This is a genomic window from Dyadobacter sandarakinus, from assembly GCF_016894445.1.
Lineage (GTDB): Bacteria > Bacteroidota > Bacteroidia > Cytophagales > Spirosomataceae > Dyadobacter > Dyadobacter sandarakinus.
The window spans coordinates 5195722-5208032 of sequence record NZ_CP056775.1 but is presented as its reverse complement, the minus strand read 5'-3'; the positions used below and the strand labels follow the sequence as shown (position 1 = coordinate 5208032).

Below are 12311 nucleotides of genomic sequence, written 5' to 3'. Positions count from 1 at the left end.
GTATACCAAAGCCGCCACAAAGTTACCCATTAAAAATGCCCAAAATAGCACGCAAATTATGACCGAAATTACGCTTTTGTTTCCGCACCAGCTATTCCAGGACAATCCGGCGGTCGCGGCCGACCGCGAAATCTGGCTGATTGAAGAGCCTTTGTACTTCCAACAGTTTAAGTTTCACAAACAGAAAATCAGGCATCACCGGGCTACCATGCAGTTTTACAAGGATTATCTTGAAAAACACAAGTACCGGGTGACCTACATAGAGGCACACGACCCGCATGCGGATGTTCGCAAGCTGGTTCCTCACCTGAAAACCAAGGATGTCGCCCACATCCACTATGTTGACCTTACCGACGACTGGCTCAGCCGGCGACTGACCCGTACGGCGCAGCAGGCAGGACTGGAACTTTCCGAGTATCCGACGCCCATGTTTATCAACTCGCGGGAAGACCTGGAAATGTATTTCATGAACAAAAAGCGCTATTTCCAGGCAGACTTTTACACCTACCAGCGCCAGAAACAAAAAATCCTGGTAGATGAAAATGGTGAGCCCGAAGGCGGCAGATGGAGCTTCGACACGGAAAACCGGTTGAAGTACCCCCGCAAGAAGTCACCCCCTGATATTCATTTCCCCGCCGAAACCGTGTTTATCAAAGAGGCTGAAGAATATGTGGAGAAGCATTTTTCGGACCATTATGGCAACCTGTCGGCCGAAGTGCGGTTTCCGATCAGTTTCAGTCAGAGCAAAAAATGGCTGAGTAACTTCCTGGAAAGCAGGCTCAGCGAATTTGGGGCTTATGAAGATGCCATGGTTACTTCCCAGCATTTTCTGCACCACAGCGTGCTCACGCCCATGCTCAACACCGGCCTGATCACGCCCCGGCTTGTGGTATCCGAAATCCTGGAATTTTCCAGAAAGCATAACATTCCCCTGAACTCAACCGAAGGATTTATCCGGCAGATCATTGGCTGGCGTGAGTTTATGCATGGTGTGTATGAGTTCAAAGGCCGCCGGGAACGTACCACCAATTACTGGAAATTTACCCGCAAACTCCCTGAATCCTTCTGGACGGGCGAGACGGGCATTGAACCGGTAGATGTGGTAATCAAAAAAGTGCTTGAAACAGGCTACTGCCACCATATTGAGCGGCTGATGGTGATGGGAAACTTTATGCTGCTCTGCGAGATAGATCCCGACGACGTGTACCGCTGGTTTATGGAACTCTTCATTGATGCCTACGACTGGGTGATGGTGCCCAATGTGTATGGAATGAGCCAGTTTGCCGACGGGGGCCTGATGGCAACCAAACCATACATCAGCAGCAGCAATTACCTGCTCAAAATGGGCGACTTTTCAAGAGGAGAATGGACGCACGTGTGGGACGGGCTCTTCTGGCGGTTTATGGACAAGCACCGCAAGTTTTTTATGAAAAATCCACGGCTGGGCATGCTGATCGGCACCTTCGACAACATGCCGGACGAAAAGCAGCAGGAACACCTGGCACGGGCCGAAGACTTCCTGAAGCAACTGGATCAAGCGGCAAAATAAAGGCAGGAACATTGCGGATTGTTTACAAAAGGGATAGATTACATTTTTAACCTGCAAACTGCCTTGACCCTTCGCGAAAATCCCTTTTACCACCAGCTGGCCTTGTCGCTCCTGTCGATTGCCCTCATCATGCTGGCATTGTACCTCGGGAGCGATATTCTGGTGCCGCTTGCCCTGGCCGGCCTCATTGCTGTACTCCTGCGGCCCGTGGAGCGCTGGCTGACCGGACTTGGGGTACCCAAAATCGTCGCTATCAGCCTGGCTGTAACGCTGGCCGTGCTCATTGTTTCGGCAGTTACCGTAGTATTATCCATGCAAGTGGCCGACTTTTCGGACGAGTGGCCGAAGCTGAAAAGGAATATCAATGAATTTTACAGGGATGCCCGGCGATGGATACGGCGGGAATATAGTGTCAGCTACCGCCAGCAGGAGCAGTATTTGAAAAATACCCAGACCAAAACACTGGAAAAGTTTCAGGGTGTGGAAACACTTGGCGCTGTTACCGGGCCGCTTGCCACGCTGATCCTTGTGCCTATTTATACATTTCTGCTCCTTTATTACCGCGCCATGCTGCTGCATTTTACGGTCGTGTTGTTTGCCGAAGAACATAAGTCCAAAGTGCTGGAAGTACTGGGCGAAATCAAATCCATTATCCAGAGCTACATGGTGGGACTATTGCTCGAAACTACCGCCGTAGCAGTGCTGAACTCGGTAGGACTGCTTGTTCTCCATGTACAGTATGCAATATTGCTCGGCATTATGGCGGCTATCCTCAACCTGATACCCTACATTGGCGGACTGGTTGCTACCGTGCTGGCTGTCATGGTCACCTTCATCAGCCACCCGGAGCTCAACATCATCCTGGGTGTAGTAGGCGTATTTATTGCAGTACAATTCGTCGACAATAACATCCTTGTACCTCTGATTGTCGCCTCCAAGGTGAAGATCAATGCATTGGTTTCCATACTCGGCGTGCTGATTGGCGGAGCGCTGGCGGGCTTTGCGGGCATGTTCCTGTCTATTCCGGCGATTGCCATGATGAAAGCGATTTTCGACCGGGTCGAGGGGCTCAAAGCCTGGGGTATACTCCTCGGCGACCAGACCCCCAAGGAAGCCACTACCAGTATTTTCAAATTCAGGGATAAAAAGAGCAGGGATAAAAACGAAGAAGGCAGGTCCGACTAGGTACCTGCCTTTTCCAAGAAAAATAGATTACGTGCTGCTAGCTCACCAGCTGCTGGGTCGCGATATTGGCTTTCAGGTCGTGCAGCAGGCTGAACAAGCCGAAGAAAGTACGGTTGATGTAAATAAAATGTTTTGAACCGCGGTTCATGTTCATCTTGCGCAGCTCCTTATCATTGGCATACTTCTCACCCAAAGCCGCCAGTTTTCCAAAAAATGCCTCGTCCGCAAAGTCAAAGGATTCGGCTTGAAAAGGCTGTGTCAGCAGGGATAGTATTTCTTTGAACAAGTTGGAAAAGTACACGGTCTCCTGTGGTGTATCACGCTCCGTCAGGATTTCCAGCTCTGCGAGCCTTGCATGGAAATTAGCTGCATCATCGCGCTTTTCAGGCTCTGCAAGTTCAAAGTAAGGCTCATAAAAAGCCTCCGGAATTTCCTTGATACAGCCAAAATCAATCGCAATCAGGTTATGATCCTTATCCACCAGGAAATTTCCGGGATGCGGATCCGCATGCACTTTACGCAGCACATGAACCTGGTACATGTAAAAATCCCAGAGCGCCTGCCCTACCTTATCGGCAAGCCGCTGGTCTTTATTCGTTTTACAAAATTCAGATAAATGCTGCCCCTGCATCCAGTCCATGGTGATCACCCTTTCACAGGAGAGCTCCGGATAGTATTGCGGAAATTTCAGTCCGGGAATGTGCGCGCAGGCCTGAGCAATTTCATTGCTTTGCGCCAGTTCAAGAATGTAGTTGGTCTCCTCGGTAAGCTTGGTTTCAACCTCCCTGAAATACTTGTCCGAATCCTTGGACGGGATGTTGAACATCTTCATGGCAATAGGTTTTACCAGTGCCAGATCCGTCGAAATACTTTCCGCCACTCCCGGATACTGGATCTTGACGGCCAGCTCGCGCCCGCCGGCAGTAGCATGGTGTACCTGTCCAATACTGGCTGCATTGATTGCATTGGGATTGAAACTATCAAAAAGGTCCAGCGGCGACTTTCCGAAATACTTGCGGAAAGTACGCGTAACCAGCGGAGCAGATAATGGCGGAACAGAAAACTGCGACAACGAAAACTTTTCCACATAAGCCTGCGGAAGAAAGTTCTTCTCCATACTCAGCATCTGGGCCAGCTTCAATGCACTGCCTTTCAGACTTTTCAGTCCGTCGTAAATATCTTCGGCATTGTTACTGTTGAGGTTGTCGCGAGCATTTTCCGGGTTCGTGATTTTCTCCCCGTAATACTTCAGGTAATTACCCCCGATCTTCACGCCTGTTGAAATAAGCCTCGATGCACGCTGGATTTTGGAGGTGGGAATACTGTCAATCGTCTCCATACTCAGCGTAGTTTTTCTTTAAAAATGAATTTACCAAAATCAATTACACTCTCCAGCGGACTTGTATCAATGAGATCGAAGGTAGCACGAAGCGATTTTTCAATGAAAAGGTCTGTTTTTTCAAAACCCACGGACTCATCTTCCAGCCAGAACTGCAATGTCACAAGCAGCTGTACCCAGGCGCCTTCTTCGAGCGCATCCTGCTGCACCTTCCGGATCCGCTCACTGCGTACTTTCAGGTATCCCTGGCTGATATTGTGAACAAAAGCCTTGAAATGCCTTCTGAACTCTTTTAGCTTCATCAGGCTGTTGAGCTTGTTTCTTTCTTCCTTCAATGCAAATACCACGTAGCTGCGGTTGGCAGTCAGGATTTCGAAAAGAGTGTAGTAGTAGGTCAGCAGCTTTTCCTGGAACGTAGTGCCGGCGGCATCGCCGCTTTGTTCCATCAGGTTGACAGCCGCCTGGTGAAAACTCACAAAAACGCTTTTTTCAACCGCATCAAGGGATGAAAAATGCTGATAAAACTCTTTTTCCGCAATGCCGAACTGCTTGCAGAAGAGGTATACCGACTCAGGTCTTTTATGATTTTCGAGGCAGTAGTGCATAAAATGCTCGATGATCACCTCATCGGTAAGCTCACGCGCCCCTGCCGGGATTTCTTTGATTCTAGTAGCCATTCATGTTGATTTTAAAAGTGCAATCCGCTACCAGGAAAAACGTAATTTATCCCTAAATCGTGCGATTTAAAGCATTGTTTCTAACATGGATTACAAGATAGTCACGGGTAGCTGTGTGAGATTTTGTATGCGTTTAAAGTCGGACTTATTGTAAGTGCAAAGCATCGTACATCCGCGACTTTCCGCCACAGCCGTGTGAACGCAATCATTGATGTTCTTGAAACCAACTGCATGCGCCAGTACTACTGCTCTGGCAAGCTGTTCCCTGGTTACCGAAAACACCCGCAGTGTTCCAAAAAAGTTAAGATATGCAGCTACTTCATCCTGCCCCAAACCAAGTTTGGAAAGTGCAAGCCCTACTTCCTGTATCGTCAGGGTAGAAATAGCAAACGTATCTGAGGCAAATGCTTCTGACAGAAGTTGCGAAGAGTAAGCGCGCTTTTGAGCATCCTGTTCAACAATCGCATGGATGATTACATCGGTGTCAAAGTAAATCACCCTTATTCGCTGATTTGGTCAATGACCGCATTAATATCTGTGTCAGCAGGTATTTTCTGAACCGGAAAACGCTGTTGAATGGCTGCAAAAGCTTTTACAACATTGTCCCCGGGCTTTTCTACAGAATGTTCCTCCGAAATTGCCGCGCCAAGCTGCTGGGCAAGTTCCTTAATGAGCTCAAAGTCTCCTGCATTTTTGGTCTCAATCATCAAAGCATGTGTCATGACAAACAATTTTATATTCCAGTTTACAAACTAATCCGCATCAGGCAAATACATTCCTGTCCAGAAAGGCATTGCGGAACTTGCCTTTGGGATCGTATTCCCTGGCAATCTGCCGGAAGGCTTCCAGCTGTTCGTACTGTGCAGCAAGCGCAGTGCCTGAAACAGAAAACAACTTGCCCCAGTGCGGCCGCACCCCAAAAGGTGCCAGCTCCTTTTCTATCACCGGCAGCAGCTTGCTCACCGCATCCCACTCCTGCTTCCAGGTAAAGTGAATTGCAACAGAATCCTGTTTATAGCAGGGACTCAGCCACAGGTCATCCGCAGCGATCGTCCGAATTTCGGACGTCAGCAGATGCGGACTTACCTGCCTGCCCAACCTGGCTACCGCCATTATTGCATCCACGGCATGTTTCCGGGGCACAAAATATTCGGATTGCAGCTCCACCCCGCTGCTGGGCGTAAAGCCCATTTTAAAATGCGGCATACGCTCGTACCACGGCCCCGGCACGCCCATTTGCGGTGTGCAGTTCTCAGCAGACAGTTCCGGGATGGGGTGCATATCTCTGGTAGCCAGCCTGGCCCCGAAAAACTCGGTTTGCGGCAGTACTTTGGGAACTGCAGAGCTGTTCAGCTTTTGTTTAATCCAGATTTCAGCAATATCATCCGTTGCCCAGTTGGTAAACAGGCTCACACTGTACCCGGCATTCTGAATTTCATCAAAATGGGCGCTGAGCTGGCTTAGCGGCAGATTTTCATATACATACTGACGCATTTGAAATGCAGGCTGAAGATCCAGCGTTACTTTCGTAATGACGCCCAATGCCCCCAGGTTTACTACCGAAGCCTTAAACCGCTCTCCATCCTTTTCCCGGCTCAGCTGTACCACGCTGCCGTCTGCCGTCACCATTTCCAGGGCCGAGACTGCCGTCGCCAGGTTTCCGTTTTTTTCGCCCGACCCATGCGTAGCCGTAATGCACGCGCCCGCTACCGAAATGTGCGGGAGCGAGGCCAGGTTGTGCAATGCAAATCCTTTTTTATCCAGGTACGGGCTCAGCCGGCCATATTTGATACCGGCATTGACAGTCACCGTTTTCTTTTTTTCATCAATGGAAATCTGCTCTTCCGCATTCACGAGGGAGATAAACTGATCTTTCGTATCCGCTATATCATTGAAGCAATGCCGGGTTCCCAGCACTTTGAGGCGCTCGTACTTTTTCAGGGCCTGCTGAACTTCCGCTTGCGAGCTCACGGCATCCAGCCGCTCGGTACTGTATTCCAGGTTCCCTGCCCAGTTTTTAAGTTTCCCGGCAACAGCCCAGCTGGTAAGTGGCGATAATAGGGGTGCAGACATGAGTGCTGACGTAAGTTTTATAAAAGTTCTTTTTTTCATAACAGGGCAGAATCTTAATATGATTTTACCCCAAATTAATTGAATAAAATGAATTACAAAGGACTAGTGTACATATCCTGCCTTCGAGAGCACAGTATTCAGGATTTCGACTGCATTACCCAGCTCCTCCTCATTCAGGTTTCCAAATCCCAGCCTTGCACCGCTTAATCCTTCATTCTGAAACAGCAATGTCTGCGGCAGATGCAGCCCGTATCGGGAGCATTCACGGCTCACCCGCATCAGGCTGATATCCTTTCGCCACTCCGTCCACACAGCCAGTCCGCCAGGCGGGGTTGTAAACCGCAAAAAAGGGGATAGCTGCTCATCCAGAAGCTTTTGCAAATGATCTCTCCGGGAATGATACACTTTGGTGGCTTTTTTGATGTGGCGCTGAATTTCACCTTCGTCCAGCAGTTCGCCCAGAGCCTGCTCCATCAGCAGGTCACCCTGCCGGTCGATGATCCTGCGCATTTTGCCCAGCTCATGGATCAGATTGGCCGGGGCTACCAGGTACCCCGAGCGCAGCCCGGGTGCAATGGCCTTGCAAAACGAGCCCACGTACACCACCATTCCAGCCCGGTCCGCACTGGCCAACGGCAGTACCGGACTGCTATGATAGTGAAAATCATAATCATGATCGTCTTCCAGGATCACAAACCCGTACTGCACCGACAGGCTGAGCAATGCCATGCGCCGCTCGGCACTCAGCGTGACTGTAGTGGGATAATGATGATGCGGCGTAATGTACAGCATGCGGATCTGCCGCATTTCGCACAATGCACGTACAGCCTCGATTGAAATACCTTCTTCATCCACAGGTACCTGCAAGATGTTGGCGCCGGCCTGCTGGAAAATCATATTGGCCACATAGTAGCTCAGGTTTCCCACCACCACATTGTCGCCACTTCTCAGCAGCAGCATGGATGCCAGGTAAATGCCCATCTGAATGCCGCGGGTGGTAAGAATATTATCAGTGCCAATGTGCAGCCCGCGTGTATTGTTCAGGTAATCAGCCATTTTTTCCCTGAAATAGCTGTTACCTTCCACATGCGAGTAGCCCAGGAACTTGCGGTTATTTCCCCGCCTCAGCACGCTGGAATATGCCTTGGCGAGCTTTCCGAGCGGAGCAAGGCGTACGTCGGGCAGTCCGTCGGTAAATTCAAGACCGGCGCGCGAAAGTGTAACCGGACGGTCGAGCAGCATACTTTGCTCAAATGCAAACCCGGCAGTACGCGGGTAGCCGGAAAGCAGCTCGGCACCAAAACCGGCAGGACTGTCCTCCTGCCCCGGCAGCCGGTGCGCCACGAAAGTTCCCTTGTTGGGAACGAGCTCTATCCAACCCTGCGCATCCAGTTCCTGGTAGGCGGCTACCACGGTTTTCCGGTGCACATCCAGCAGCTCTGCCAATGTCCGGGTACCCGGCAGCCTGACACCCGTGCGCAGCACACCGCGCTGGATGGCATTGATCATCTGGCGGGCTATTTGCAGGAAAACAGGTGAGGCTCCGTCGCGCTCAATGCGTACGATGGATGGAAAGGGAATTTCAACCGGACTACTCATGATATCAAAACCGGATCATTTAAACGGTCCGGCAAGATAATACATTTGCAAGCCAACCATCAGCACAGTTCCGCTATGAAGTCCTTTTACAGAAACAGGCAGTCCGTCCGTGCATTGCACTTTGCCGCCTGCTGTCTTTGTTTTTTTACAATACTTAAAAATGAAAATGCCGCCGCCCAGGAAGTGTCGCTGGACCCGGTGACGGTCACTTCCTCGATCATTGAAAAACGCGCTTCCGAAACCGGGCGTAATATGGCGGTGATCAAAGGTGAATATTTCAAAAACCTGCCCATACACAGCCTGGACGAAATGTTGCGTTACATTCCGGGCGTGGAGGTGCAGGCACGCGGGCCACAAGGCTCACAAAGCGACATTGTGCTGCGCGGCGGCACTTTTCAGCAGGTACTTGTAATCCTGGACGGTATGCGCCTCAATGATCCCAATACCGGGCATTTCAACAGCTACATTCCCATCGCCCCCTCCGAAATTGAACGCATTGAGGTTTTGAAAGGCGCTTCTTCGGCCATTTACGGCTCCGATGCCGTAGGTGGGGTCATCCATGTAATATCCAAAACTTTCGCTGCCAAACTCACCGGTGAAGACGCACCTGCCAGCCTGAATACCCAGGCACAGGCTGGTGCCGGTGCATATGGACTGTGGAATGCCCAGGCAGGTGTTTTTTACAAACAAAATAAGCTGGCAGCTTCTGCGGGCTTGCTGACCAACAATGCCGACGGTGTGCAGCAACGGGGTACCAGCGGCTTTTTCCATAATCATACAGCGTCCGCCTCTATCCGGTATGCACTTTCGCCTGCCTGGCAAATAGCCGCGCGGAGTTCCTACGACCACCGCGACTTTGCCGCCCAAAACTTTTATACCGTACTGAAGTCAGATACGGCAAGTGAAAAGGTGAAAACCTCCTGGAACCAGCTGGAAATTGCCTACGGCCAAAACCGGACTACCCTGCGGCTGGATGCGGGCTATAAATTTGTTCGTGACCAGTACCTTTTCAACCCGCATGCGATTGCCAACAACAGTAAGTCGCAGCTCTGGCAGGGACTGCTTACCTGGCAGCAGGAACTGGGAAAAGGTACGGCACTGAGCACCGGGATTAATTTTCAGAACCGCAGTATTTCCTCCAATGACCGCGGAAACCATTCGCTGAGCCAGCTGGCACCATTTGTCTCCTTGTCGCAGAAAGTAGGGAAATTTGTCACCTTCAGTCCTTCCCTGCGCATTGACTGGCGTGAAAACATCGGCACCGAAGCGGTACCGCAGCTTAATTTTTCGTTCAGGAAAAACAGCTGGCAACTGCGGGCGAGTGCAGGAAAAACCATCCGGGATGCGGACTTTACGGAACGGTTCAACAATTACAATAAGGCGCTGGTAACCGGCGGCAACGTGGGAAATCCCGGCCTGAAAGCCGAGCGGTCGTTCAGCTACGAAGCGGGTGCCGACTGGTTTCTGAACCGCAGCAATGCGTACCAGCTCAAAATTTCAGGTACGTTCTTTCAGCGCAGGCAAGACAACATTATCGACTATGTAAGTACTCCCTATGCCGCCATGCCGCGCAAGGAAAACCTTTCGCCTTCGGGCACTTTCGGGCTGGCCCGGAACATAGCGGACGTAAATACCACAGGTTTTGAAGTGGATCTGCAAACTATATCCCGGATTGCTGACCGGCAAACGCTGGTGCTGAATGCCGGCCTGACCTGGCTCGACAGCCGCAGCAGCGAGCAGGTACTGTCCTTCTACATTTCGTCCCATGCTAAGGTACTGACCAACTTTTCGGCGATCTACTCGGCAGGTAACTTTACATTCAGCATCAACGGTTTATACAAGCAGCGGGCAGCGCGCGGAGTGTCGGCCATTGAGGCGGTCATTAGCAAAAGCTACTTTGTGCTCAATGCCCGGGCCGCTTACGGATTTTTGCAAAAAAGAATGTCTGTGTTTGTTCAGGCGGATAATGCATTGGACAAAAAATACAGTGATCTCCTGGGCTCGCCCATGCCGGGCCGCTGGATCTCGGGCGGGCTGGCCTTCACGTGGGCACGACCGTAACATCCGGATCAGGAAAGCATTCGTATTTTGGTATAAAAAACAATGCGTCCGATGTTGTGTAAAAGCCTGCCTGCTATCGTCATCCTGCTTGCCTTTAAATTTACCTTTGCAGCGGGCAGTAACATTCCGTTGCTGCCCCGCCAAAGACCGGAATTCAGCGGGTACAGAGCATATGAATGTATATTTTATCAGCGGGTTGGGTGCAGACAAGCGGGTTTTCAGCCAACTCCGGATCGACAGCCGCTTTACCGTGCATCATATTGAATGGATCAGTCCGGAGCGGAACGAAACACTCTCTCAGTATGCGCACAGGCTGGCAGCCCAGGTAGATACGACGCAACCCTTCCAGCTGGTAGGGCTGTCATTTGGCGGAGTGATGGCTTCGGAGCTGGCAGACATCATACATCCCGATCAGATCATTATTATTTCCAGCACGCCGGTCGGTATACCTGTATCTGCATTCTACCGCGGCCTGCTGCATTTTTTACTGCTCAGCCCATTTTCAGCCCCAATTTTAAAATCATCCAACCGGATGACTTACAAATACTTCGGGGCAAATACGCCGGAACTGAAAGCATTGCTGAAGACCATACTGCACGATACTGACAGTCACTTTCTGAAATGGGCATTGAAGCGGATGAGCAGCTGGGAGCGCAGGCAGAAAGTACCCGGCGTCTTCCACATTCACGGAACCAGCGACAGGCTGATTGCGCCCCGGCTCGTGCAGCCGGATGTGTGGATCGAGGACGGCGGACATCTGATGATCTACGATGAGGCAGCAGAAATATCCGGAATTCTGAACCGGCAGCTGTCCACCCGCCTGCATTGAACATTACAAAGCATCAGGCATTGACAAGCATGATCTTGCCGATATGCGAGCCTTCCTCCATCAGCTGGTGCGCCCTGGAAGCTTCTGCCATAGGAAACTGGCGGAAGATCACCGGCCTGAAATCCCCGGCCTGTACCAGGGGCCACACTTTTTCACGGATTTCGGCGGTGAGTGCAGTTTTGAATTCATTATCGCGGTTCCGGAGGGTACTGCCTGTGATGATCAGCCGGTTTTTCATAACCAGACTAAAATCCACAGGATCCTCTTCCGGCACTTTTCCACCCTTCATGGTATTAATAAACACCAGGCGGCCGTCGGGCCGGAGCAGACGGATATTTTTGGGAATGTAGCTCCCGCCGATCATATCGAGAATGACGTCCGCACCCGCATCTTTCAGGGCTGCTTCAAAATCGGTTTCTTTATAATTAACACACACATCGGCGCCCAGCCCGGTACATGCAGCACATTTCTCAGCAGAGCCCGCTGTGGCAAATACCTGCGCACCAAAAGCTTTGCCCAGCTGAATGGCCGTAATCCCGATACCGCTGCTTCCGCCGTGAACCAGCAGGTTCTCCCTTTTTTTCAGACTTCCCCTCTGAAATACATTGTGCCAAACCGTGAAGATGGTTTCGGGAAGTGAGGCAGCCTGGACGAAATCCATCCCTGCAGGCACAGGAAGACAGTGCCCGGCGTGTACGGTTGCATATTCGGCATAACCTTCGCCTGCAAGCAGGGCGCATACCCTGTCGCCGGGAGACCAGGCAGTAACCCCGGCTCCGCACTGCTCGATGGTACCGGCTATTTCAAGACCGGGAATGTCCTGAGGTGCGCCAGGTGGCGGCGGATAGTTGCCTTTGCGCTGGAAAACATCGGGCCGGTTGACTCCCGCAGCATATACCCTGATCAGTACTTCCCCGGGTCCCGGCGCCGGAACCGGACGATCTTCCCAATGCAACACATCCGGGCCTCCGCTGCCCCTGATAACAATCGCCTTCATAC

At 51.2% G+C, this 12311-nt stretch carries 11 protein-coding genes; 4 read left to right on the top strand and 7 right to left on the bottom strand.

Translation table 11 applies throughout. The annotated features are described in order from the left end of the window. The first annotated feature begins 58 nt into the window (after positions 1-58). Together HWI92_RS21490 and HWI92_RS21485 are read left to right on the top strand one after the other, a co-directional pair. The gene (locus HWI92_RS21490) at positions 59-1549 is read left to right on the top strand and encodes a cryptochrome/photolyase family protein (RefSeq protein ID WP_204659116.1); all 1491 of its coding nucleotides are present in this window, start codon (positions 59-61) and stop codon (positions 1547-1549) included. A gap of 63 nt (positions 1550-1612) precedes the next feature. After that, on the top strand, positions 1613-2734 hold the full coding sequence (locus tag HWI92_RS21485) for an AI-2E family transporter (RefSeq protein WP_204659114.1): 1122 nt from the start codon (positions 1613-1615) through the stop codon (positions 2732-2734). A 37-nt stretch (positions 2735-2771) separates the two neighbouring features. Here HWI92_RS21485 and HWI92_RS21480 read toward each other — a convergent pair whose 3' ends face one another. From HWI92_RS21480 to HWI92_RS21455, 6 genes are all read right to left on the bottom strand, one after another. Next, on the bottom strand, positions 2772-4073 hold the full coding sequence (locus HWI92_RS21480) for an ABC1 kinase family protein (RefSeq protein ID WP_204659112.1): 1302 nt from the start codon (positions 4071-4073) through the stop codon (positions 2772-2774). Positions 4074-4075: 2 nt separating this feature from the next. Then, positions 4076-4750 carry a TetR family transcriptional regulator C-terminal domain-containing protein gene (locus HWI92_RS21475; protein WP_204659110.1) on the bottom strand — a complete coding sequence of 225 codons (675 nt, stop codon included), beginning with the start codon at positions 4748-4750 and terminating at the stop codon, positions 4076-4078. Positions 4751-4840: 90 nt separating this feature from the next. Further along, positions 4841-5248, bottom strand: coding sequence for a type II toxin-antitoxin system VapC family toxin (locus HWI92_RS21470; RefSeq protein WP_204659108.1), 408 nt, complete (start codon positions 5246-5248; stop codon positions 4841-4843). A gap of 2 nt (positions 5249-5250) precedes the next feature. Beyond that, complete coding sequence (locus tag HWI92_RS21465) at positions 5251-5472, bottom strand: hypothetical protein (protein WP_204659106.1); 222 nt, start codon at positions 5470-5472, stop codon at positions 5251-5253. A 40-nt stretch (positions 5473-5512) separates the two neighbouring features. After that, a complete protein-coding gene (locus HWI92_RS21460) occupies positions 5513-6862 on the bottom strand; it encodes a D-arabinono-1,4-lactone oxidase (protein ID WP_204659104.1) in 1350 nt (449 codons plus the stop codon). A 63-nt stretch (positions 6863-6925) separates the two neighbouring features. Next, a complete protein-coding gene (locus HWI92_RS21455; protein ID WP_204659102.1) occupies positions 6926-8422 on the bottom strand; it encodes an aminotransferase-like domain-containing protein in 1497 nt (498 codons plus the stop codon). A 75-nt stretch (positions 8423-8497) separates the two neighbouring features. Here HWI92_RS21455 and HWI92_RS21450 point away from each other — a divergent pair, with 75 nt between their 5' ends. Together HWI92_RS21450 and HWI92_RS21445 are read left to right on the top strand one after the other, a co-directional pair. Further along, positions 8498-10483: a TonB-dependent receptor plug domain-containing protein gene (locus HWI92_RS21450; RefSeq protein ID WP_204659100.1), complete on the top strand. Its 1986-nt coding sequence runs from the start codon at positions 8498-8500 to the stop codon at positions 10481-10483. Positions 10484-10655: 172 nt separating this feature from the next. Then, positions 10656-11312 (top strand): alpha/beta fold hydrolase, encoded by a 657-nt coding sequence (locus HWI92_RS21445; protein ID WP_204659098.1) that lies wholly within the window; start codon positions 10656-10658, stop codon positions 11310-11312. Positions 11313-11325: 13 nt separating this feature from the next. Here the strand turns inward: HWI92_RS21445 and HWI92_RS21440 are convergent, their stop codons facing one another. After that, positions 11326-12309 carry an NAD(P)H-quinone oxidoreductase gene (locus HWI92_RS21440; RefSeq protein ID WP_204659096.1) on the bottom strand — a complete coding sequence of 328 codons (984 nt, stop codon included), beginning with the start codon at positions 12307-12309 and terminating at the stop codon, positions 11326-11328. Between the last annotated feature and the right edge of the window lie 2 nt (positions 12310-12311).

Coding starts and splice junctions, on each gene's coding strand:
- HWI92_RS21490 (WP_204659116.1), top strand. CDS start 59: ATGACCGAAATTACGCTTTTGTTTCCGCACCAGCTATTCCAGGACAAT.
- HWI92_RS21480 (WP_204659112.1), bottom strand. CDS start 4,073: ATGGAGACGATTGACAGTATTCCCACCTCCAAAATCCAGCGTGCATCG.
- HWI92_RS21475 (WP_204659110.1), bottom strand. CDS start 4,750: ATGGCTACTAGAATCAAAGAAATCCCGGCAGGGGCGCGTGAGCTTACC.
- HWI92_RS21465 (WP_204659106.1), bottom strand. CDS start 5,472: ATGACACATGCTTTGATGATTGAGACCAAAAATGCAGGAGACTTTGAG.
- HWI92_RS21460 (WP_204659104.1), bottom strand. CDS start 6,862: ATGAAAAAAAGAACTTTTATAAAACTTACGTCAGCACTCATGTCTGCA.
- HWI92_RS21455 (WP_204659102.1), bottom strand. CDS start 8,422: ATGAGTAGTCCGGTTGAAATTCCCTTTCCATCCATCGTACGCATTGAG.
- HWI92_RS21450 (WP_204659100.1), top strand. CDS start 8,498: ATGAAGTCCTTTTACAGAAACAGGCAGTCCGTCCGTGCATTGCACTTT.
- HWI92_RS21445 (WP_204659098.1), top strand. CDS start 10,656: ATGAATGTATATTTTATCAGCGGGTTGGGTGCAGACAAGCGGGTTTTC.
- HWI92_RS21440 (WP_204659096.1), bottom strand. CDS start 12,309: ATGAAGGCGATTGTTATCAGGGGCAGCGGAGGCCCGGATGTGTTGCAT.